The organism is Flavobacterium litorale (assembly GCF_019613795.1).
Taxonomy (GTDB): Bacteria; Bacteroidota; Bacteroidia; order Flavobacteriales; family Flavobacteriaceae; genus Flavobacterium; species Flavobacterium litorale.
Genome location: NZ_CP080429.1, coordinates 1,113,012 through 1,136,589 on the forward strand (window position 1 = coordinate 1,113,012; position 23,578 = coordinate 1,136,589).

The following is a 23,578-nucleotide window of genomic DNA, read 5'->3' on the forward strand; positions in this document are numbered from 1 at the left end:
AGTTTACTGTATTGGCAGTCGTAAAATTTTCTGGTCTTCCAAATAGTGTTTTAAGGCAACATACGCTGCAATTTCTGCTTCGTTATCCAATTTCGATTGTAGCTTTTCGGCATCGTAATATTTCTTTACAAAATGCGTGTCGAAGTTGCCCGAACGGAACGCTTCATGCTCGCACACAAAGGTACCAAAGGGTAGGGTAGTACTAATGCCCTCTACTTTGTAGTTGGCAATAGCGTCTATCATTAATTCAATAGCTTCTTCGCGGGTTTTACCATAAGTAATTAGCTTTGCCAGCATTGGGTCGTAATAAATGGGTACTTCCATACCTTGCTCAAAACCATTATCTACGCGTATGCCTTTCCCTTTAGGGAGCTCATATACATCCAAATGCCCCACGCTTGGCGCGAAATCATTTAATGAATCCTCAGCATATACACGAAGTTCTAATGCATGACCGTTAATTTGCAAATCTTCTTGCTTAATATTGAGTGCTTCGCCACGTGCTACTCTTATTTGTAGCTCCACAAGGTCAAGCCCTGTAATCATTTCGGTAACAGGGTGCTCCACTTGCAAACGGGTGTTCATCTCCAAGAAATAGAAGTTTTTATTTTCGTCTAACAAAAATTCTACAGTACCAGCACCTAAATAATCGCAGGCTTTAGCCACTTTAACGGCTGCTTCGCCCATTGCTTTTCTAATTTCGGGTGTAAGTACGGCACTTGGTGCTTCTTCCACCACTTTTTGATGACGGCGTTGCACGCTACACTCTCTTTCAAATAAATGAAGTATGTTGCCATGGCTATCTGCCATTACTTGTATTTCGATGTGGCGTGGCGAACCTACATACTTTTCGATGAAAACAGAACCATCGCCAAAGGCTGAGGTTGCCTCACTAATGGCGCGCTGCATTTGCGGTACAAAATCGGCTTCTTTTTCTACTACGCGCATCCCTTTACCACCACCACCAGCAGAGGCTTTTATGAGGATAGGAAAACCTATCTCAACGGCTGCTTTTTTAGCTGCGTCTACATCGGTAATGGCTTTATCCAAACCAGGTACCATCGGTATGTCGTAATCCTTTACCGCATCTTTGGCAGCAAGTTTACTTCCCATTATTTTTATGGCTTTGGATCGGGGTCCGATAAACGTAATCCCGTTATCCTCTACGGCTTCGGCAAAACCAGCATTCTCACTTAAAAAACCATATCCAGGGTGAATCCCATCTACGTTAAGTGCTTTGGCAACGTCTATTATTTTATCGCCCAATAGGTACGATTGGTTGGATGGTGCTTCGCCAATGCAAACCGCTTCATCGGCAAATTTTACATGGGGTGCATTTCGGTCAACGGTCGAAAATACAGCAACCGTCTTAATGCCCATTTTCTTGGCGGTTTCCATTACCCGTATGGCAATTTCGCCCCTGTTGGCTACAAGTATCTTTTTCATGCTATTCAAATTCTATTAATAATTGCCCCTTATCTACCGCATCGCCTTTGGTTACGGCAATGGCTTTTATAACGCCTGCTCTTGGCGATTGGAAAGTGTTTTCCATTTTCATGGCTTCCAGTATTAGTAGGTTATCGCCCTCCTGTACCTCTTGCCCAACGGTAACATTAATTTCCAGTATAAGCCCCGGTATAGGTGCTTTAATTTCGTTAACCTGTTTTGCTGTACCAATCTCAAAGCCCATTTCTTTAATAAGTTGGTCAAGCTGGTTGGCAATGTTTACGGTGTAGGTGTTGTTGTTTACGGTAACCGTATATTCTTTTTTAAGAAAATCGGTATGGGTAACGGCGGCTTTAAAAGGTTTGTTGGCTTTTAAAATATGAAAGTTAGCAGTACCTGTACTAATAATGTCCAGTTCAGCAAGCTGTGTTTCGGTAACATCAAAAGTTGTACTGCCGTTTACTGTGAGTTTGTAGGCATCACTCATGTTAAAATTGATTTGTATTGGAGGTGTAAATATAGGTAAAAGAAAACGTTTTCGGGGGCTGTAGGGTTTGGTAAGTTACTACACCTTGAAATTTTTTAGTACATTTATCCAACTGAAAATTACTCGGATGCCGTTATTTCAAAATGCTGTACTAACCAAGTACAAAAATACCCAAAACAAAGCCACTATTGCTACCCAGTGGGCGCGCTACCAAAAGCACTTTTTTAGCCCTGTTATACAGCAAAATATAAAAAACAGTAAGGAAGAACAATACCAAGGCGAGTTTTTAATAGACTTGTTTGTTAAAATACTGGGCTATACCAAAAATCCGCAGCCCGATTTTAACCTTACTACCGAATACAAAAACGTAAAAGACAGCAAAAAAGCCGACGGCGCCATACTAATAAACAATAAAGTTACTGCGGTTATAGAGCTTAAAGGCACCGATACGATAGATTTGGGCAAGGTAGAAACCCAAGCCTTTGGTTACAAAAACAACCAACCCGACTGTGTGTATGTAATAACGGCTAATTTTGAGAAGTTACGTTTTTATATTGATAATGCGGTAGAACATATTGAGTTTAACCTGTTTGCCCTAACCGAGCAGGAGTTTAAACTGTTGTATTTGTGCCTTGCTTACGAAAACCTAAGCAAAGGACTGCCCAAGCAAATAAAAAGCGAATCGGTAGCGGAGGAGGATAAAATTACCAAAGAGCTGTACAAAGACTATTCGGTTTTTAAAACAAAACTGCACCACAATTTGGTAGCCTGCAACCCGCAATACACCCCGTTGGAGCTCTTTAAAAAATCGCAGAAGCTGTTGGATAGGTTTTTATTCCTGTTTTTTGCCGAAGATAGGCAACTCCTCCCGCCCAACTCCGTACGCCTTATACTCAACCAATGGCAACAACTGCAAGAGCTGGATGCCTATGCCCCGCTGTACAGCCGTTTTAAAAAATACTTTGGCTACCTTAATACAGGTTTTAAGGGCAAACAACACGATATTTATGCCTACAACGGCGGATTGTTTAAACCCGATGCCGTACTGGATGCCATAGTTATAGATGACGACCTGCTGTACGAACACACCCTAAAATTGGCAGGCTACGATTTTGCTAGCGAGATAGATGTTAACATACTGGGGCATATATTCGAAAACTCGTTAAATGAGCTGGAAGAGGTTAAAGCCCAACTGGAAGGCGAAGTTATAGACCGCACTAAAACCAAACGCAAAAAAGACGGCGTTTTTTATACCCCAAAATACATAACCAAGTACATAGTAGATAATACGGTTGGCAAACTGTGTACCGAAAAAAAGGTAGCACTCGATATAAGCGATGCCACCTACCAACCCGCCAAGCAGCGTAGCCGAAAACGCCTTACTGCCCTACAGGAGTACAGGGAATGGCTGTTGCAACTTACTATTTGCGACCCTGCCTGTGGTAGTGGTGCTTTTTTGAACCAAGCCCTCGATTTTTTAATTGGCGAGCACCGCTATATCGACGAACTCTCGGCGCGCTACAATAAAGATACCTTTGTACTAAGCGATGTAGAAAACAGCATACTGGAAAATAATTTGTTTGGGGTAGATATTAACGAGGAAAGTGTAGAGATTGCCAAATTATCGTTATGGTTGCGTACCGCACGCCCCAAACGAAAGTTAAACAACCTAAGCAACAACATAAAATGCGGCAATAGCCTGATAGACGACCCCGAAGTAGCGGGCGATAAAGCCTTTAACTGGCAACACGAATTTCCTCATATTTTTAAACGAGGCGGTTTTGATGTGGTAATTGGAAATCCGCCTTATGTTTTTGCAAGAGATAATTTTAAACAAGAAGAAAAAGATTTTTGTGTAAAAGAATATGTTTCCGCAAAATATCAGATAAATACTTATCTTTTATTTATTGAAAAATCGGTAAAAATCCTAAAAAGTAGGGGTGTATATGGCTTAATCATCCCAAATGCTTGGTTAATGGTTTATAGTGGTGAAGGATTGAGGAAGTATTTATTGGATAATTGTAAATTAAATCAAATTATTAATTTAAAAGGTTATTCTTTTGAAAGTGCTAATGTAGAAACAGTAATTTTGCTTGCAGAAAATCAAACAATTACAAATCCTAATTCATTAGATGTCTATCTAAATGATGGAACAGAATTCTATTTATCTCATACAAAAAATCAATTGGAATTTAAAAATAACGAAGGGTTTGAATTCAAAGTTTTTTTAGATGATGAGAGTGATAATATAAACTTAAAGTTGGGGAGGAAAACACTTTTACTTGATTACTTAGTCGATATAAAAGCTGGTTTAAAAGCTTATGAAAAATCAAAAGGGGATCCAAAGCAAAGCGCTGAAGATGTAAAAAATAGGGTTTATGATTATGAGTATAAATTCGATGAAAACACTCACAAATATCTAGATGGAAAAAATGTGAGCAGATATTTTACAAATTGGACGGGTTCATATTTAAGGTATGGAAAACACTTAGCAGCCCCAAGAGCTATAAATTTATTTGACGGCAAAAAAATTATAGTAAGAGAGATTACAGGAAATTTCCCAAAATGTATTATTTCAACATATACAGAAGATTTTTATTTGTATAATATGAGTAATATTGCAATTTTAGAAAAGCCTGATACAAATATTTCGTTGAAATATATTTTAAGTATATTAAATAGTAAATTAATATCATACTATTTTCTAAAAAATACTGCGAAATCGGTTAGGAAACTGTTTCCAAAAATCATTTTAAATGATTTAAGAAAATTTCCAATTAAGAAAATTTCAGTAATAGATCAACAACCCTTTATCGAAAAAGCTGACCAAATGCTTACATTAAATAAAGAACTACAGGAGGTAAGTGGTAAGTTTCAGCGGAGTTTGCAACGTAAGTTTGAACTTGAAAAACTACCTAAAAAGTTACAGGATTGGTACGAGCTTACTTATACCGATTTTGTAAAGGAGTTGCGCAAAAAGAAAATAAAACTTTCGTTGCGCCAAGAAGCCGAGTGGGAGGATTATTTTACTGCCGAACAACAAAAAGCCGTTGCCCTTAAAACCCAAATAGGCACTACGGATGCCGAAATAGACCAAATGGTGTATGCCCTATACGGCTTAACCCCCGATGAAATTGCTATAGTAGAAGCAGTATAAAAACGATAAAAAATGCTATATAAGATTACCTATCGTAATTCGGAAATAAAATAGTTTTATTGTATTAAACCCAATACAGCATCGGGGTAAACCCCTATACCAATAGTAAGCAGTATTGCTATTACAGCTACTATGCTGTACACGGCAGGTACTTTGGTAGTGGTTTCGGTAGCTTCCTTAGTGTACATGGCTAGTATTAGCTTAAAGTAATACCCAACACTTATTATAGAGTTAATTACAGCTATAACCACAATGGTTATATGCCCTGAATTTAGTACTTCGCTAAATAGGAAAAACTTACCAAAAAATCCTGAAAATATCGGTATACCTGCCATAGAGAGTAGGGCACAGGTTAATACCGCTGCCATAGTAGGGTTGGTTTTGCCCAGCCCGTTAAAGTTGTGTATTTCTTCGTTTTCTTTACTAGCAGTAACATATAGTATTACGGCAAAGGCTGCAATACCTGCTAAGGCGTAAGCTGCTGCATAGTAAAAGAGTACTCCCGACATTACTGGAGGGTTTAAAAATACCATTAGCATAAACCCAGCGTGCGATATACCCGAAAAGGCAAGCATACGTTTAACACTGGTTTGGCGCAATGCCATTAGGTTACCTACCGACATGGATAGTATGGATACGGTTGTAATTATAGCTATATACGTACCTGGTACCTCTAGGTTTAGGTTACGCATTAGTTTAAAAAAGGCGGCTACGGCGGCTACTTTTGCCAGCGTACTCATGGTGGCGGTGTTTAATGCAGGCGAACCTTCGTACACATCGGGTGCCCACATATGGAAGGGCGCTGCTGCTATTTTAAACAGTAAGCCTATGGTTAGCATTACAATACCCATAAAAAACCAATCGGGTAAATTGCCAGCCAATACAGCATCGTAAATACCAGCATTATCAAAAGTACCTGTTGCACCGTATACTAGGGCAATACCAAATAGTAATATACCCGATGCAAAAGCTCCCATAAGGAAGTATTTCATACCTGCCTCGTTGCTTTTTAAACTTCTTGGCTCGCTAGCAGCCAATACGTATAGTGCTATAGAGAGTACCTCGATACCCAAAAAGAACATGGCTAAATTCCCGAAAGATACCATGGCTATGGCTCCTGTAAGTAAAAATAATTTTATGGCAACAAAATCAGATAGTTTTGCTTTGTGGTCTTTATGAAACTCAGGCGTCATGGCTACCAAAAATATTGTAAGCACTATAAATAATGTCGAAAATGCTTTACCATAACTGTTCTCTACAATCATGTTGTTGTATAAGCCTTCGGTGTGCTGGGTAGTGGTTATGTTTAGCCCAAACTCCATATAATCAGCTACGTTAAGCCCAAGTACTGCCAGTAGCCCAATAATGGCTACAGGAACAATGGCTTTCCTTAAATTGAAAATCTCAGCTATAAGGCATATAATCCCTAATCCTGCAATAGCTATTAATGTATTCATTTTTTATACGAGCTTAATTAAATCTGGTTAATGTGTAATAACGCCTCTTGTAGGGCTGGTGTAATAAAGTCGGTAATTGGTCGTGGGTACACTCCAAAAAATAGGAGTACACCAACAATAAGTACAAAAGTAAACGTTTCGCCCGTTGTAATATCGGCAAATACCTTTGTACCCTTATCACCAAGCATAACGTGCTGGAACATTCGTAACATATAAAATGCACCTAGTATAATAGTAGTACCTCCTAAAACACCAAACCATATATTAGTCTGTGCCAAGCTGTACAATACTTCAAATTCTCCTATAAAGTTAAACGTTAAAGGTAATGCTACCGATGCCATAACCAATATCATAAACATCGATGCAAATTTTGGTGCTTGCGTTCGGATGCCTCCCATTTCGCTTATGGTAGTTGTGTGGTAGCGGCGTTCAATAACTTCGGCAGCATAAAAAAGTCCTACCACTACAAAACCGTGTGCTATCATTTGCAAAAATGCACCACGAAGTCCGTCTATGGTCAGCGTATACGTACCTGCTGCTATTAGCCCAACGTGCGCTAATGAGGAGTAGGCTAATAATTTTTTTAAATCAGTTTGTTTCAGTGCTAGTATAGAGCCGTATATAACCCCAGCAATACAAAATGCAATAACAATGTATTTATATTCTGCTGCTGCTTGTGGTGTTATGGGCAATTGCCATCTAATAATACTGTACAGTGCCATTTTTAGCATAATACCCGATAGTAGCATGGTACCTGCTGCGGGTGCTTTTTGGTATACGTTTGCCTGCCACGTATGGAAAGGTATAATGGGTATTTTTATAGCATAGGCTAAAAAGAAGCCTAAGAATATCCAAAACTGCTCTGTTTCCGAAAGTTCTGCATTGTACAGGTTTGTTATAAGGAAACTATTGGTTTTTGTATATAAATATATAAACGAAATTAGCATGAATAGCGAGCCTGCAAAGGTGTAGATAAAGAATTTAACTACGGCTTTCTTTCTGCTCTCTGTATCGCCACTACCCCAAATAAGAGCTATAAAGTATATTGGTATTAATGATAATTCCCAGAAGATATAGTACACTAAACCATCGGCACTTAAAAATGTACCTACCATAGCAAATGCCATAAATAGGATTAGTGCGTAAAACGATTTTGTTTTTGGGAACATGTTCCCAAAAGAGGTTAGTACAATTATTGGCGTTAGTGCTGTGGTTAGTGCTACCATAGCAAGCGATATGCCGTCTGCTTTAAAGTTTAGTACTACGCGTGGCTTGCTTATCCAAGCTTGCACATAATCTACCGTAATGCCCATATTGTAGCGATACATCACATAAAGGGTGGCTGCAAATGCGGCAGCGCTAAATAATAATGCGGCTTTAGAAGCCCATTTATCGCCCACAAAGTAAGTAGCAACCGTGCCGAATAATAGAATAATGAGTATAAATGATACGTCCATCAGGTGTAAATTATTTTAAAAAGATATAAGCTATAATCGAGCATGCGCCCGCTACAAATACAAACAAGTATAGTCCGATGCTTCCGTTTTGGATTGTTTTTCCTTGAGCACCTATTAAATTGGCAACTTTACCCAGCCCAAATACTAAGCCCGACAAAGCCACTTCGGTAACGTTTTTAAAGAATGCGCCTAGCGCGTATATTGGTTTTACAATAACTGCCATGTAAATCTCATCTACATAAAACTTGTTATACAGTACTTTGTTAAAGCCTGTAATTTCGCTATCGGGTGCTGGTACTGCTGCTTTTTTAATGTATTTAGCATATGCCAGACCAATACCTACTAGTGCTCCTACAATGGCAACACCCATAAGAATATACTCTGTAGTACCTAGTGCATGGTGCGCTGCGGGATGGCTAATAATAGGCGATAAATACTCGTTTAACCAGCTACTACCAGGGAAACTTATTGCGCCTCCTACCATAGCAAGTACTGCTAGTACAATAAGTGGTAATGTTATAAGCGATGGCGATTCGTGTAAGTGACTTTTTTGCTCCTCTGTTCCTCTAAAACTTTTAAAGAAAGTAAGGTAAAGCAAACGGAACATATAAAACGCCGTCATTACAGAGGCTACCGACCCAATTACCCAAAGGGCTTTGTTGTGGTGGAATGCCGTTAATAGTATTTCGTCTTTAGAGAAGAAGCCTGAAAATGGTGGTAAGCCCGAAATGGCTAATGTTGCAATAAGGAAGGTAATAAAAGTAACCTTCATTACTTTACGAAGTCCTCCCATGTTGCGCATATCCTGTTCGCCACCCATAGCATGGATAACCGAACCTGAACCTAAGAATAAACATGCTTTAAAGAAAGCGTGGGTTATTACATGGAATACCGCAATTTCGTAAGCACCTAAACCTAATGCAAGGAACATTAAACCCAACTGCGATACGGTAGAGTAGGCGAGTACTTTTTTAATATCGTTTTGTACTAAACCTATAGCCGCCGCTACTAACGATGTTATTGCACCTACAATGGCAATAATGTTTTGTACATCGGGCGTAAGGTCAAAAACAAAATTCATTCTCGTAATCATAAATATACCTGCCGTTACCATGGTAGCAGCGTGTATAAGTGCCGAAACTGGTGTTGGTCCTGCCATGGCATCGGGTAACCAAGTGTACAATGGTATTTGTGCACTTTTACCACACGCACCTATAAACAGGCATAGTGTAGCAATGCCCAACCAGGTCATATCCAATCCTGATGTGCCTGCTGCAATGCTGTTTTGGATATCTACATAATCTACACTATGGAAAAGATATCCTATAATGAATATACCGATTAGGAAACCAAGGTCGCCAATACGGTTCATGATGAAAGCCTTTTTGGCTGCATCGTTAAAATCTTGATTTTTATACCAGAATCCGATGAGTAGGTACGAGCAAAGCCCAACGCCTTCCCAACCAATAAACATAATTAGTAAGTTGCTACCTATTACCAACGTAATCATAAAAAAGATGAATAGGTTTAGGTAAGCAAAGTATTTGTGTAGGTTTTCGTCATCGTGCATATAGCTAATAGAGTATACGTGTATTAGCGTACCAATACCTGTAACAAACAGCAACCACAGTAATGAAAGTTGATCGAGTTGAAAAGCAAAATTAACATCAAAGTTGGCAAGGGTCATCCACTTAAAGAGGTTAACCATTACGGCCTCTTTTGTATCGCTAACCTGCATAAAAAAGAATACAGTAACAGCAAACGATACCGCAACGGCTACCGTACCTAATGTACCCGATAAGCCTTTGCTTAATTTTTTTCCTGCAAAAATGTTAAGTAAAAAACCTGCTAAAGGAGCAAGTAATAATAGTAAAGCCAAATTAGTCTCCATTAGGCGTTATCCTTTTAATTTCTTTAAATTATCTATATCAATGTTACCAATGTTTCTGTACACGGCTACCAGTATGGCAAGCCCAACAGCTACCTCTGCTGCAGCTACCGCCATAGAGAAGAATACGAATATTTGTGCCGATGCATCCTGATGGTAGGCAGAAAATGCTACTAAAAGCAGGTTTACTGCGTTAAGCATAATCTCGATAGACATGAACATTACAATAGCATTTCTTCTGTACAGTACGCCAAACACACCGATACAAAATAATAATGTAGTAAGGTAAATGTAATTCTCTATACCTATTTGTTGTAAAATATTGTCCATATTAGTTATTGATGTGTTCTTTTTTAGATAATAATACCGCACCAATCATAGAGACTAAAAGCAGTATAGAGGCAAACTCAAATGGCACCATATAATCGTTAAGCAATACGTCGCCCAGTACTTTAATAGACTGATAGTCCTTACCTGTTGTTTTATACTCAATAATGGCAGGCTGTGCTTTAACAAACGATGCTAATAATACCAATGCTACCAAACCAAACGAGGTGGCAGCAGCAATACGGGTGAGCAACGATTTATTAAACTCGTTTTCCTTATTGAGATTCATGAGCATTATAGTAAAGAGCATTAATATCATAATTGCCCCCGAATATACTATAATATGTACTATTGCCAAAAACTGTGCATTAAACATAAGGTAGTGCCCCGCTATAGAGAAAAAGCAGAGTACAAGGTAAATGGCACTGTGTATGGGGTTTTTACTAAATATCGTTAAAAACGCAGTAGCTAAGGTAACCGCCGATAAGATATAGAATAATGTTGTTATCATATTAGTTAGCTGCGGTGTTAGGAGTGTTTTTAATAGCCATATCTAAAGGCATAACTAATTTATCTTTTCCGTAAATAAAATCTTCTCTGTTAGTAGCCGATTTTACCATAACTCTGGATTTTGTTAGGTAAATAGCTTCTTTTGGGCAAGCTTCTTCGCAAAGCCCACAAAAAATACAACGAAGCATGTTTATCTCGTATATCGAAGCATATTTTTCTTCTCTGTATAAATGCATTTCGTCTGGTTTTCTTTCCTCCGCTTTCATCGTAATTGCCTCTGCTGGGCACGATAATGCACAAAGTCCGCATGCTGTACAACGTTCTCTACCTTGGTCATCACGCATTAGCATGTGTTGCCCTCTGTATACTGGGCTAAGTTCTCTTGTTTGCTCTGGATATTTAATAGTCACTTTGCGGGTAAACAAGTGCTTTATTGTAATCATTAACCCCTTAAATATCGCAACAAGGTAAAGGCTTTCCCAAAAAGTCATCTTTTTGTTGGAAACCTCCTTTTTTCTTCCCGATAATGATATGGTTTCTATTGCCATGGTTATAATTATTAACCTGTTTTTGCTACAGGCAGTTGCAATTCAAATCTTTTTTATTCTACTAATAAAATAACAATTCCTGTTATAATAATGTTAGCTATAGATAATGGTATTAATATTTTCCAACCAAGACGCATTAATTGGTCGTAACGGAATCTTGGCACCGTCCAACGTACCCACATATAAAAGAATATGAAGAAACATAGTTTTAAAAACAGTACTATAATACCTATGATGTTAGCAATGTTAATACCAACATTTTCTTCCATCCAGTTCATACCAGGATAGTTGTATGCTCCAAAATAAAGTACTGCTAAAATAGTAGACGATATAAACATACTTGCATACTCTGCAAACAGGTAAAAGCCCATTTTCATGGATGAATATTCGGTATGGTAACCACCAATAAGCTCTGCCTCACACTCAGCAAGGTCAAACGGTGTACGGTTGGTTTCGGCAAACGAACATACTAGGAATATCAGGAAACCTAATGGCTGGTAGAATACATTCCAATGCATTCCTTCCTGCCCAGCAGCAATTTCACGAAGGCTCAAAGTACCCGTCATCATAATTAGTGCGATGATGGATAATCCCATAGCCACCTCGTACGATATCATTTGCGATGCTGCACGCATAGCACTCATAAGTGAAAACTTATTATTTGATGCCCATCCGCCTATCATTACACCATATATACCTACGGATAATACGCCGAATATGTATAAAAGTGCTACATCAATATCTGTAGCCTGTAGTATAATATCTCTGCCAAAAAGGTGCAGTTTATCGCCCCATGGTATAACAGCACTCGTCATTAACGCAGCACTCATGGATACGGCAGGACCTACAAAAAACAAAAACTTGTTAGGAGTGTTGGGTATAAACTCTTCTTTAGCAAAAAGCTTTAAACCATCGGCAAGGGGTTGTAATATACCTCCTTTACCTGCACGGTTAGGTCCTATACGATCCTGTAGCCAAGCCGCTATTTTTCTTTCAGCAAGTGTAGAGTACATTGCCATTAGCATAGTAAGGGCAAAAACAGCAATTATAATAACGCTTTTTTCTATAATTATAGCTTGTTCCATATCTCTATACGTTGCCTTCTTTAAGTTGTTTTTTCTGGTCGCCTTTTAAGGGTACATCAGGCATACTTATTTTCTTTCTGTCCTGTTCGCGCCCTAAAAGTATATGGTCTTCCGTTTTAATGGTAACCTTCTCTAATTTTTGAGTATAGTTGTTTTGATTGATAACAGAGCCTTTCTCAAACTTCTTAGGTCCTTCAATAACCCAATCTTTAGTGTCTTTCTTCTCAAAACGGCATTCGTTGCAAATAAACTCTTCTACCTCATGGTAAATATCTTTACGCCCTGTAACACGCTGAATTTCGTTGCCAAACATCCAAAGCGTTGTTTTTCCGCAACATTTATCGCAATCTCTATGCGCATTAAAAGGCTTATTAAACCAAACACGTTGCTTAAAGCGGAATGTTTTATCGGTAAGTGCACCTACAGGGCAAACATCAATCATGTTTCCAGAAAACTCATTATCAATTGCTTTCGAGATGCATGTAGATATTTGTGCATGGTCGCCACGGTTCATTACACCGTGTACTCTATCATCTGTAAGTTGGTCGGCAACCATTACACAACGGTAGCACAGTATGCAACGGTTCATGTGTAATTGTATGTTCGGACCTATATTTTCAGGCTCAAAAGTTCTTTTTTCTTCAATAAAACGTGTTGCACCCGCACCGTGTTTAAAACTTAGGTTTTGCAGGTCGCATTCGCCTGCTTGGTCGCACACGGGGCAATCTAACGGGTGGTTGATAAGCAAAAATTCAGTAACCGATTTTCTGGCATCCAATACCCTATCTGAAGAGATGCTTTTTACCTCCATGCCGTCCATAACACCTGTTACGCACGATGCCATAAGTTTAGGCATGGGTCTTGGGTCGCGCTCACTACCTTTAGATACTTCTACAAGACAACAACGGCATTTGCCACCGCTTCCTTCTAGTTTAGAATAATAGCACATTGCTGGCGGAACAGACTCACCACCTATCATACGGGCTGCCTGTAGGATGGTTGTCCCTGGCTCTACCTCTATACTCTGACCGTCTATTGTTACTTTCATTTCGTAAATGTTTGAAAGTTTAAAGTTTAAATGTTTTAAAGTTCGGAAACGTAAAACATTACTACCTTTTTCTTTATTTATATGAAAGTTATATTTTCCTGTTTGGGGAGTTTTATAACATTCAACCTTATTACTTTATACTGTTTGTTTTGCTACTAAGTGTCTTACCTTCTCGAAAGGTTCGGCAACAAAGTGGTCGCGATTTTTAATTCTTTCAGGGAAACGGATGTGATACTCAAATTCCTCACGGAAGTGGCGTATGGCTGCTGCTACTGGCCATGCTGCTGCATCGCCTAGCGGGCAAATGGTGTTCCCTTCTATTTTGCTCTGGATGTCCCAAAGCAAATCAATATCTTCTTCTCTGCCTTTTCCTGTTTCTATACGATGTAGCACACCTTCTAACCAGCCTGTACCCTCACGGCATGGCGAACATTGCCCACAACTTTCGTGATGGTAAAAACGACTAAAGTTCCATGTATTACGTACAATACAAGAAGTATCGTTATATACGATGAAACCTCCAGAACCTAACATTGAACCTGACTCGAATCCGCCTTCGCTAAGCGATTCGTATGACATTAAACGGTCGGCGCCTTCCGCATTTTTATAAATTAAATGGGCTGGTAAAATAGGTACTGACGATCCTCCTGGCACTAATGCCTTTAAAGGTCTGTCGTCCATCATACCGCCAAGATATTCGTCTGAGTTCATAAACTCATCTACGCTAAGCCCTAATTCTATTTCGTATACGCCTGGGTTTTTAATATGCCCTGATGCTGATATTAGTTTTGTTCCTGTAGAACGACCTATACCTATTTTAGCATACTCTTCGCCACTGTTGTTTATAATCCACGGCACTGCTGCAATAGATTCTACGTTGTTTACCACAGTAGGCTCTTGCCACAATCCTTTAACCGCAGGGAAAGGTGGTTTTATTCTTGGGTTACCTCTTTTACCTTCTAACGATTCGATTAGTGCTGTTTCCTCACCACAAATGTAAGCACCTGCACCACAGTGTACGTGAAGGTCGAGGTCGTAACCCGTACCTAATATATTTTTACCTAGCCAACCTGCAGCATAGGCTTCTTTAATTGCATTTTCTAATATGCGGTATACCCACATGTATTCGCCACGAATATAAATGTACGATAGGTGTGCATCTAGTGCGTAGCTTGACGTTATCATTCCTTCTATTAATAGGTGAGGAATGTACTCCATTAAGTAACGGTCTTTAAACGTTCCTGGCTCCGACTCATCGGCATTACAAACTAGGTGGGATGGGTTACCTGATTTTTTATCGAGAAAACTCCATTTTAATCCTGTTGGAAAACCTGCTCCACCACGACCTCTAAGCCCCGATGTTTTTACTTCCTCTACCACTTCATCAGGCGTCATGCCCTTAAGGGCTTTCTCTACAGAGGCATAACCGCCCATTTTGCGGTATACTTCGTAGGTTTTTATGCCTGGTACGTTTGCGTGCTCTAATAATATTTTTCTTCCCATTGTTACTCTGTATAATGGTCTTGGTTGTGTAAATCTATCTTACCTGCTTTGCATTCTTCAATCAGCTCATCCATTTTCTCTTTGGTAAGATGCTCCCTGTAATAATCGCCTATTTGTAGCATAGGGGCATAACCACAAGCACCTAAACACTCTACGCCTACTACGGTAAACATACCATCGGGCGTTGTTTCGCCTTCCTTAATACCTAGCTTTTCGCAGGTGTATTCCATAAGGTCTTCTGCACCGCGAATAGCACAGCAGGATGTTCGGCAAAATTCAAACATATACTTACCTATAGGTTTTTGGTTGTACATAGTGTAAAATGTAACTACCTCGTACACCTCTACAGGTTTAATTTCCAGTATTTCGGCTACTTTATCTTGTAACGCTATACTCAGCCAGTTATCGTGTGCATCCTGTACTTCATGCAGTACGGGCAACAGTGCCGATTTTTTCTTGTCGGCAGGGTAGTGGCTTAGTAATTCGTTTATCCGAGCCATTAAGGCATCGGTAAAGTTTATTTCCTGTTTTATATGCGTTATTTGCATTTTTTTATTTTAAATTTTGAATTATAAATTTTGAATATTCACGTTGTGGAAATTTAAAATTTAAAATTTATCATTCATAATTCTCTTTATTAAGCATCCAGTTCGCCTGCAATTACGTTAAGGCTTGATAATGTTGCAATCGCATCCGAAAGCATTTCGCCTTTTATCATATCGTTAAAGGCTTGGTAATATATAAAACATGGCCTACGGAAGTGTAGCCTATACGGCGTTCGGCTTCCGTCAGTCTCTAAATAAAAACCAAGTTCGCCATTACCGCCTTCTACGGCATGGTATACTTCGGTTACAGGTACTGGCACTTCGCCCATCACTATTTTAAAGTGATAAATAAGTGCTTCCATATTATTGTAAACGTCTTCTTTTGGTGGTAAGTAATAATCAGGAACATCAGCATGGAAAGGTCCTTCGGGTAAATTATCCAGTGCCTGACGGATAATTTTTAAACTTTCCCAAACTTCGGCATTACGCACGCAAAATCTGTCGTATGTATCGCCTGATTCTCCTACAGGTACTTCAAAATCGAAGTCCTCATACGAGCTATAGGGTTGCATTACACGCACATCGTAATCAATACCTGCTGCACGGAGGTTTGGTCCTGTAAAACCATAGCTCATTGCTTTTTCTGCCGATATTGCGCCTACGTTTATGGTTCTGTCCATAAAAATCCTGTTACGCGTAAGCAAGTTTTCAAAATTCTTCCAGATATCCGGGAATTCTGCTAAAAACTCGTCTATTTTTTTAAATGCGGTTGGGCTCCAATCTCTTTCAAAACCACCTATACGCCCCATATTGGTTGTAAGGCGTGCTCCGCAAATCTCTTCGTATATTTCGTATATTTTTTCTCTGTACTGAAAAACGTATAAAAATCCTGTAAGTGCGCCTGTATCTACACCTAGTACCGAGTTGCATATTATGTGGTCGGCTATACGAGCTAGCTCCATAATAATAACCCTAAGGTATTCTACACGTTTGGGTATTTTTATATCGAGTGTTTTCTCCAATGTCATCCACCATCCCATGTTGTTAATAGGAGAGGAGCAGTAGTTTAACCTATCGGTAAGGGGTGTTATTTGGTAAAAAGGTCTGTTTTCTGCAATTTTTTCAAACGCACGGTGTATGTACCCTACTGTACCTTCGCCATCCAATATGCGCTCGCCATCCATTAGCAGTATATTCTGGAATATACCGTGTGTAGCGGGGTGGGTAGGACCAAGGTTTAGTACAGAAAGCTCGCTTCCGTCTTCATTTTGCCTTTTGGCAATCATCTCTGCATAGCGCTGCTCTGGAGGTAATAATAGGTCTGACATTTATAGTACAATTATTTCAGGTTCATTATTAGCTATTCGTTGTTGTTCTTCCAAAAAAGCGGTCGTCTTTATCCGTTCGTCCGCTATCTTCTAATGGAAATTCTTTGCGTAATGGGAACGATACCATTTCGTCCATATTTAAAATACGCTTTAATTGTGGATGCCCTTTAAAGATGATTCCGTAAAAGTCGTACGTTTCGCGTTCTTGCCAATTGGCACTTAAAAATAAGTTGGTAACGGTAGCTACTTCTGGATTATCGGCATTTAAAAATGTTTTAAACCGAACACGAACGTTATCTACCCAGTTGTGCATGTGGTATACTACTGCAAACTGTCTGTCTTTCTCATTATCGGGGTAGTGCACACCGCAAAGGTCGGTAAGGAAGTTAAAACGTAATGTTTCGTCTTCTTTTAAAAAACGCATTACATCGTTAGTGCTGTTTGCTGCAACTTCAAATGTAAGTATATCTTTTATCTGCGAAAAGCTAGTAACGTTGTCGCCGAATTTATTTGTAAGCTTGTCTTGTATAACAGATGTTTCTAAAGCCATGTTGTCTTTATGAGATATTATAAGATGCCAATAATTCTTGATATTCTGGAGAGCTTCTTCTGCGTACAGATTCTGATTTTACCAGTTCCTGAAGTTCCATAATACCATCTAATATTTGTTCGGGTCGTGGTGGGCATCCTGGTACGTAAACATCTACAGGTATCACCTTATCTATACCTTGTAGTACAGAGTAGGTATCAAAAACACCTCCTGATGATGCGCAGGCTCCAACGGCTATAACCCATCGTGGCTCACTCATTTGTTCGTAAACTTGGCGCAGTATAGGTGCCATTTTTTTAGCAATGGTACCCATTACTAAAAGCATATCTGCCTGTCGGGGTGAAAAACTCATACGCTCCGAACCAAAACGGGCTACATCATAATGAGAACCCATAGTAGCCATAAACTCGATACCACAACATGATGTTGCAAAGGGTAATGGCCATAACGAATTAGCACGTGCAAGCCCCACTACAGAGTCTAGCTTTGTAGCAAAAAATCCATTTCCTTCTACTCCTTCTGGAGTGTTGGATACTTTTATATCTGGTGTATTGCTCATTGTTCTTAATTATTATGGTTATTTAGGTAAAAATGGCTCAAAAAATATGCCTAATTACCGTTAACCGCTTATTCCCACTCCAGTCCTTTTTTCTTCATTACGTAAAAGAAACCTACAATAAGTAGGAACATAAATATGCCCATCTTAAGCAAGCCCTCAAAGCCCATAGCTCTGAAGTTTACTGCCCAAGGGTACATAAATATTACCTCTACATCAAACAAAACAAATAATATGGCTACTAGGAAATATTTTACTGAGAATGGGATACGTGCGTTACCTATAGACTCTACACCACACTCAAAGTTTTTATCCTTGTTGGCTGAACTTCTTTTAGGGCCTAAAAAATTTGAAATGAAAATTGTACCAGCAACAAAACCAACTGCAAGCAATAGCTGCATAATAATTGGGAAATAATCTGCCTGGGTAGTTTGCATAACGGCTTAAATTTTAATTATAATTTACAAATATACACGTCAATTTTTAAACTAAATCAAGGTTTGCTTTTGTGTGGCTTTATTTACATCAATTTTTATTTAGAATGAATAAAAATAAATACAATATGAATTATTCTTTTTCATAAATTTCACTCCCTCAATTGATTTTGGTATTGACTTTACAAATATACGATGTTGGCTTTGTTTTGCATTATTTTTACTTCCTTAAACAAAAAAACCACCCAATAGGGTGGTTTTAAATCTCAATAGGTAGATAATAATACTATATATATTGTATTAGATAGCTACTACCTGAGCAGCTACTTTACCTTTTCTTCCTTCTTCTTCTTCGTAACTTACTTTGTCGCCTTCACGAAGATCCTCCGTTTTCACTCCTGTAGCGTGTACGAAAATGTCTTTACCTGTTTCATCGTCTGTTATGAATCCATAACCTTTAGACTCATTGAAAAATTTAACTTTGCCTGTTCGCATTCTGTAATAAAAAAATAATTAATAATGGGTCAAAGGTAAACTTTATTATGACACAGCAAAGCAATTATTAAAAAATTTGCTAAAATATAGATTGATTTACAGATAGTTTGCCTTATTTTCTAAATTTTTTCTGAAAATATAATTATATATTAACTATTTTTTATTTTATACTTAATATTTAATGATGCTGCTACCAAAAATACCTTTTAAAGGTTTAGTTTGATATTCAGTTCGTTAAGTTGTGCTTCGTCTATTTTAGAGGGTGCATCAATCATTACATCTCTACCTGAATTGTTTTTAGGGAAAGCTATAAAATCTCTAATGGTTTCTTGTCCGCTTAGTAGTGCAACAAGTCTATCAAAACCAAAAGCAAGCCCACCGTGTGGTGGTGCACCGTATTGGAAGGCATCCATAAGGAATCCAAACTGTGCTTTTGCCTCCGCTTCTGTAAAGCCTAAGTATTTAAACATTAATTGTTGCGTTGCTGCATCGTGTATCCTGATAGAGCCTCCACCTATTTCGTTACCATTTAATACTAAATCGTAAGCATTGGCGCGCACTTTTGCGGGGTCGGTTTCTAGCAAGGGCATATCTTCTGGCTTTGGCGATGTAAAGGGGTGGTGCATGGCATGGAAGCGTTCGGTTTCCTCATCCCATTCCAGTAGCGGGAAGTCCATTACCCAAAGGGGTGCAAATTCATCGGGTTTTCTCAACCCTAAACGTTCTGCCATTTCCATACGTAATGCACTCATGCTAGCACGGGTTTTATCGGTATCGCCACTCAGTACTAATATAAGGTCGCCTGGTTTTGCGCCTGTAGCATCTGCCCATTTTTTAAGGTCGTCTGCATCATAAAATTTATCTACAGATGATTTTAGGTTACCATCTTCGTTATATTTTACGTATACCATACCGCTTGCACCTACTTGTGGGCGTTTTACCCAATCAATAAGTTTATCTATTTCTTTACGGGTATAGCTTGCGCAGTTTGGTACAGCAATACCTACTACTAGCTCGGCACTATTAAATACACTAAATTCCTTGTGTTGTGCTACGGTATTTAGCGCGCCAAACTCCATACCAAAACGGATGTCGGGCTTATCGTTACCGTATTTTCGCATTGCCTCATCGTAGGTAATTCGTGGGAACTTATCAGTCTCTACGCCTTTTAATTCTTTTAATAAGTGGCTTGTAAGCCCTTCAAACGTCTGTATAATGTCTTCTTGTTCTACAAAAGCCATTTCGCAGTCTATTTGGGTAAACTCAGGCTGGCGATCGGCACGTAAATCTTCATCTCTAAAGCATTTTACAATCTGGAAGTATTTATCCATACCGCCTACCATAAGCAATTGCTTAAATGTTTGTGGCGATTGGGGTAGGGCATAAAACTGCCCCTCGTTCATACGGCTTGGTACAACAAAATCGCGGGCACCCTCTGGGGTGCTTTTTATTAGTACTGGGGTTTCTACTTCTATAAAGCCTTCTTTAGAGAGGTAGTTGCGTACTTCCATAGCTACTTTATGACGGAAGAGTAAACTGTTTTTTACGGGGTTACGACGGATATCAAGGTAACGGTATTTCATACGGATATCTTCGCCACCATCGGTTTCATCTTCAATAGTAAACGGAGGCGTAGTTGCCTCATTTAGTATAGTAAGCGCATGTACAAGTATCTCTATATCGCCTGTTGGCATTTTTGGGTTTTTAGACTCGCGCTCTATAACAGTACCTTTTACTTGTACTACAAACTCTCTACCAAGTGTTTCGGCACGTTTAAAAACGGTAGCATCGGTGCGCTCTTCGTCAAAAATAAGTTGGGTAACACCATAACGGTCTCTTAGGTCGCCCCATATAAGGAAACCCTTGTTACGCGTTTTTTGTATCCATCCTGCTAAAGTTACTTCTTGATTAATATTGGCTGCCGTAAGCTCGCCGCAATTATGGCTTCTGTACATTATATTGAATTTTAAAGTGCAAATTTAGTAACTATTACCAATTATGCTTACTCCTAATCATTCAAATATATAGTAAAGTTTATTTTTTGCTTTTGTCGGTATCTTTAAATGAGTTTCGCATATCGTTTATAATGTCCTCGTACTTTTCTATATTATCAGGCAGCGTCCAGGACATTACTTGGTAATAATTATTACGTCCTTCTATAAATGTAATGTTCCAATATCCTCTAACAGCATCCACTTCGCCTGTGGTAGCAAACGTTTTAGCTTTCATTCCGTTTATAGTAATATCCTTTAGTTTCGGTAAACTATCCAAAACTATTTCTCTTTCTATTCCTTCAACAACCAATTTACTATAACCGTTAAGGTTATTACCGTATGCTTCTTCAAGGTAACTATCTACAATTACATTTTCATACTCGCGTTTGCTTTCGTCTATTACAATTACGTACAGCTCGCGGAACGTATTTTGGTATTGTAACGAGGCATCCTCATTAAGGTCGGTTGCTTTAGAGAGCATTTTAGGTATATCAATACTATATTTACCCTTAACTCTTACAGTTCGGGTTTCGTAATCAGTATCACTACACGATGTTAACAACAAAGTAACGAAAAGCGTAATTAAAATAAAGTTCTTCATAATGCTTAATAGCTTATTACGGTTGTGCTGCTACAAATAAACTAAATATGATTTATTAAACAGCACACCAACTTTTAAAATTTACAATGCTTTTTTAACAGTAAGCGCAGCCTGTACATGCGCAAAAAGACTATTTTTATAAGTATTAAACGTATGGCATGAAAAAACTACTGTTATTACTACTATTAACCACTTTTACTTACGCACAAACCGATGCAATTAAACTTTCGGCAACTATAGAAAATTCCGAAGCAGATTCACTTATTGTATACTCTAAAAATAACCAAACAGCTCTTAAAGCTACACAAAAAGGATATTTTAAGGGGGTGCTTGATGTACCAGGTGGTTTTTACAGATTACTACATGGTAAAGAAGTTGGGTTTTTATATGTTAGTACTGGGGATAATCTTAGTTTTAAAGCTACATCGGGCAAGATAGTAGAAACTATAGCCTTTACAGGCGATGCTGCTGCCGAAAACAATTTTTTGAATAAAAAGGCTAAAATTTACAATGCTTTTATAACGGGGCTAGACAAGGTACCGACAACTGCCAGTACATACCAGAAAATGGTTGGTGCCATGGTTAGGGAGTTGCGGTCGGATTTGGAGAAGCCTAGTATTGATGAGGGTTTTAAAAGCAGAATGATAGCATCGCTTGCGCAAGAGCAAAAACAGCTTATTACTTTTGCAAAAAAGAAACAAGAAGCCAAAAAAATGAAAGGTAAGCCCTCGGCACCTTTTACTTACGAGAATTTTAATGGCGGTACCACAAGCTTGTCCGACCTTAAGGGAAAGTACGTTTATATAGATGTTTGGGCTACGTGGTGTGGTCCTTGTCGTAAAGAAATACCGTATTTAAAAGCAATAGAAGCCGAGTATCATAATAAAAACATTGCTTTTGTAAGCATATCTGTAGACAATCAGAAAAACCATAGCAAATGGAAAAGATTTGTAAAGAAAGAAGCTTTAGGGGGAATTCAGCTTATTGCTGACAAAGATTGGAGTTCCACTTTTGTAAAATATTATAATATTCGGAGTATTCCACGCTTTATATTGTTAGATACTGAGGGTAATATAGTAAATACGGATGCCCCACGACCATCAGACCCTGCATTGAAAATGATATTTGACGAATTATTAAACTAAAACCAACTTATAATGAACAGAATAGTATTGCTTTTTCTTATAATGTGTACTAGTGCATTTGCGCAATCGGAAATCCGAAATTTTAAAGGAAAAATTAAAAATAATGTTGCCGACTCTGTTTTTGTTGAAAACATGATGGGTACTTGGCGTAAAGGGTATGCACTTAATGCCAACGGCAGTTTTGCAGGCAGGCTACAGCAAGGGCTTGGCTTATTTACCCTTTATTACCTTGATGATGAACTAGGGTTGTTTTTAGCTAACGATACTGATATTACTATAAATTTTAATGCCAACGATATAACCAATACACTACAGTTTGAGGGTAAGGGAGTAAAGGAGAATAGGTTTATTGCTAATATGGAGCTTGACAAAGCCAAGATAAAACAAAGTTTTGATAAAGGTGTAGGCGAAGAGGAGTTGGAGCAATTGGCAGATGATATGATTGCAAATTGGAAACAACAGTTGAAAAAAGAGCGTTACAATTTTATGTTCAAATCAATAATGAATTCTCAATTTGGGCAATTAAAAGGCAAGTACTTGGTGCAAGAATTACTTGGTGATGCTAAGATGGCTGAACTAGAAGGCAGTCAGTCGCCAACGTTTACGTATGAAAACTATAAAGGAGGTACTACAAGCTTATCGGAATTTAAAGGGAAGTATGTATATATTGATGTTTGGGCTACGTGGTGTGGTCCTTGCCGTAAAGAAATACCAAATTTAAAAGCAATAGAGGAACAATACCACGACAAGAATATTGTTTTTGTAAGCATCTCTGTAGATAAGCAAAAAGACTTGGCAAAGTGGAAATTGGTAGTAGAAAAAGAAGGTTTGGATGGTGTACAGCTTATTGCAGATAAAGATTGGAAGTCTGATTTTATTACTTCATACCATATACAATCCATTCCTCGATTTATACTTATCTCGCCAAAAGGCGAGGTTTTAAACGCTAATGCACCCCGCCCGTCGGAGGCAGCATTAACACAATTACTGGATAAATTGCTTAATTAAAAATCTTAA

22 protein-coding genes are annotated in these 23,578 nt (G+C 38.6%); 3 read left to right on the plus strand and 19 right to left on the minus strand.

Features of this window, described 5'->3' with window-relative positions; all coding sequences use genetic code 11:
• Positions 1-3: 3 nt before the first annotated feature.
• The gene (gene accC / locus K1I41_RS04940) at positions 4-1,446 is read right to left on the minus strand and encodes an acetyl-CoA carboxylase biotin carboxylase subunit (RefSeq protein WP_220641573.1); all 1,443 of its coding nucleotides are present in this window, start codon (positions 1,444-1,446) and stop codon (positions 4-6) included.
• Position 1,447: 1 nt separating this feature from the next.
• Positions 1,448-1,933 carry an acyl-CoA carboxylase biotin carboxyl carrier protein subunit gene (locus K1I41_RS04945; RefSeq protein WP_220641574.1) on the minus strand — a complete coding sequence of 162 codons (486 nt, stop codon included), beginning with the start codon at positions 1,931-1,933 and terminating at the stop codon, positions 1,448-1,450.
• A 127-nt stretch (positions 1,934-2,060) separates the two neighbouring features.
• Here K1I41_RS04945 and K1I41_RS04950 point away from each other — a divergent pair, with 127 nt between their 5' ends.
• Positions 2,061-5,090 carry an Eco57I restriction-modification methylase domain-containing protein gene (locus tag K1I41_RS04950; RefSeq protein ID WP_220641575.1) on the plus strand — a complete coding sequence of 1,010 codons (3,030 nt, stop codon included), beginning with the start codon at positions 2,061-2,063 and terminating at the stop codon, positions 5,088-5,090.
• A gap of 56 nt (positions 5,091-5,146) precedes the next feature.
• Here K1I41_RS04950 and K1I41_RS04955 read toward each other — a convergent pair whose 3' ends face one another.
• The 17 genes from K1I41_RS04955 to K1I41_RS05035 form a co-directional block, all read right to left on the minus strand.
• Positions 5,147-6,547, minus strand: coding sequence for an NADH-quinone oxidoreductase subunit N (locus K1I41_RS04955; RefSeq protein ID WP_220641576.1), 1,401 nt, complete (start codon positions 6,545-6,547; stop codon positions 5,147-5,149).
• A 17-nt stretch (positions 6,548-6,564) separates the two neighbouring features.
• On the minus strand, positions 6,565-8,004 hold the full coding sequence (locus tag K1I41_RS04960) for a complex I subunit 4 family protein (RefSeq protein ID WP_220641577.1): 1,440 nt from the start codon (positions 8,002-8,004) through the stop codon (positions 6,565-6,567).
• A gap of 10 nt (positions 8,005-8,014) precedes the next feature.
• Positions 8,015-9,895 (minus strand): NADH-quinone oxidoreductase subunit L, encoded by a 1,881-nt coding sequence (nuoL, locus tag K1I41_RS04965; protein WP_220641578.1) that lies wholly within the window; start codon positions 9,893-9,895, stop codon positions 8,015-8,017.
• Positions 9,896-9,901: 6 nt separating this feature from the next.
• Entirely contained in the window at positions 9,902-10,222 is a 321-nt protein-coding gene (nuoK, locus tag K1I41_RS04970) for an NADH-quinone oxidoreductase subunit NuoK (protein WP_220641579.1), read from the minus strand.
• Position 10,223: 1 nt separating this feature from the next.
• Entirely contained in the window at positions 10,224-10,730 is a 507-nt protein-coding gene (locus K1I41_RS04975) for an NADH-quinone oxidoreductase subunit J family protein (protein ID WP_220641580.1), read from the minus strand.
• Between the two features lies 1 nt (position 10,731).
• The gene (locus tag K1I41_RS04980) at positions 10,732-11,277 is read right to left on the minus strand and encodes a NuoI/complex I 23 kDa subunit family protein (RefSeq protein WP_220641581.1); all 546 of its coding nucleotides are present in this window, start codon (positions 11,275-11,277) and stop codon (positions 10,732-10,734) included.
• 53 nt (positions 11,278-11,330) lie between these two features.
• Positions 11,331-12,362: an NADH-quinone oxidoreductase subunit NuoH gene (gene nuoH, locus K1I41_RS04985; protein WP_220641582.1), complete on the minus strand. Its 1,032-nt coding sequence runs from the start codon at positions 12,360-12,362 to the stop codon at positions 11,331-11,333.
• Positions 12,363-12,366: 4 nt separating this feature from the next.
• Positions 12,367-13,410 (minus strand): NADH-quinone oxidoreductase subunit G, encoded by a 1,044-nt coding sequence (locus tag K1I41_RS04990; RefSeq protein WP_220641583.1) that lies wholly within the window; start codon positions 13,408-13,410, stop codon positions 12,367-12,369.
• 135 nt (positions 13,411-13,545) lie between these two features.
• Positions 13,546-14,913: an NADH-quinone oxidoreductase subunit NuoF gene (gene nuoF / locus K1I41_RS04995; protein ID WP_220641584.1), complete on the minus strand. Its 1,368-nt coding sequence runs from the start codon at positions 14,911-14,913 to the stop codon at positions 13,546-13,548.
• Positions 14,914-14,915: 2 nt separating this feature from the next.
• Entirely contained in the window at positions 14,916-15,461 is a 546-nt protein-coding gene (locus K1I41_RS05000) for an NADH-quinone oxidoreductase subunit NuoE family protein (RefSeq protein WP_220641585.1), read from the minus strand.
• An 89-nt stretch (positions 15,462-15,550) separates the two neighbouring features.
• Positions 15,551-16,786, minus strand: coding sequence for an NADH-quinone oxidoreductase subunit D (locus K1I41_RS05005; protein WP_220641586.1), 1,236 nt, complete (start codon positions 16,784-16,786; stop codon positions 15,551-15,553).
• Positions 16,787-16,814: 28 nt separating this feature from the next.
• The gene (locus K1I41_RS05010; protein ID WP_220641587.1) at positions 16,815-17,336 is read right to left on the minus strand and encodes an NADH-quinone oxidoreductase subunit C; all 522 of its coding nucleotides are present in this window, start codon (positions 17,334-17,336) and stop codon (positions 16,815-16,817) included.
• Positions 17,337-17,343: 7 nt separating this feature from the next.
• On the minus strand, positions 17,344-17,895 hold the full coding sequence (locus tag K1I41_RS05015) for an NADH-quinone oxidoreductase subunit B (RefSeq protein ID WP_220641588.1): 552 nt from the start codon (positions 17,893-17,895) through the stop codon (positions 17,344-17,346).
• 68 nt (positions 17,896-17,963) lie between these two features.
• Positions 17,964-18,329 carry an NADH-quinone oxidoreductase subunit A gene (locus K1I41_RS05020; RefSeq protein WP_220641589.1) on the minus strand — a complete coding sequence of 122 codons (366 nt, stop codon included), beginning with the start codon at positions 18,327-18,329 and terminating at the stop codon, positions 17,964-17,966.
• A gap of 297 nt (positions 18,330-18,626) precedes the next feature.
• Positions 18,627-18,821, minus strand: coding sequence for a cold-shock protein (locus K1I41_RS05025; protein ID WP_220641590.1), 195 nt, complete (start codon positions 18,819-18,821; stop codon positions 18,627-18,629).
• A 206-nt stretch (positions 18,822-19,027) separates the two neighbouring features.
• Positions 19,028-20,776 (minus strand): aspartate--tRNA ligase, encoded by a 1,749-nt coding sequence (aspS, locus tag K1I41_RS05030; RefSeq protein WP_220641591.1) that lies wholly within the window; start codon positions 20,774-20,776, stop codon positions 19,028-19,030.
• 79 nt (positions 20,777-20,855) lie between these two features.
• Entirely contained in the window at positions 20,856-21,416 is a 561-nt protein-coding gene (locus K1I41_RS05035) for a hypothetical protein (RefSeq protein ID WP_220641592.1), read from the minus strand.
• A 158-nt stretch (positions 21,417-21,574) separates the two neighbouring features.
• Between K1I41_RS05035 and K1I41_RS05040 the strand changes: the two genes are divergently transcribed.
• Both K1I41_RS05040 and K1I41_RS05045 read left to right on the plus strand, forming a co-directional pair.
• The gene (locus tag K1I41_RS05040) at positions 21,575-22,561 is read left to right on the plus strand and encodes a TlpA family protein disulfide reductase (protein ID WP_220641593.1); all 987 of its coding nucleotides are present in this window, start codon (positions 21,575-21,577) and stop codon (positions 22,559-22,561) included.
• 12 nt (positions 22,562-22,573) lie between these two features.
• Positions 22,574-23,569: a redoxin domain-containing protein gene (locus tag K1I41_RS05045; RefSeq protein ID WP_220641594.1), complete on the plus strand. Its 996-nt coding sequence runs from the start codon at positions 22,574-22,576 to the stop codon at positions 23,567-23,569.
• Positions 23,570-23,578 lie beyond the last annotated feature (9 nt).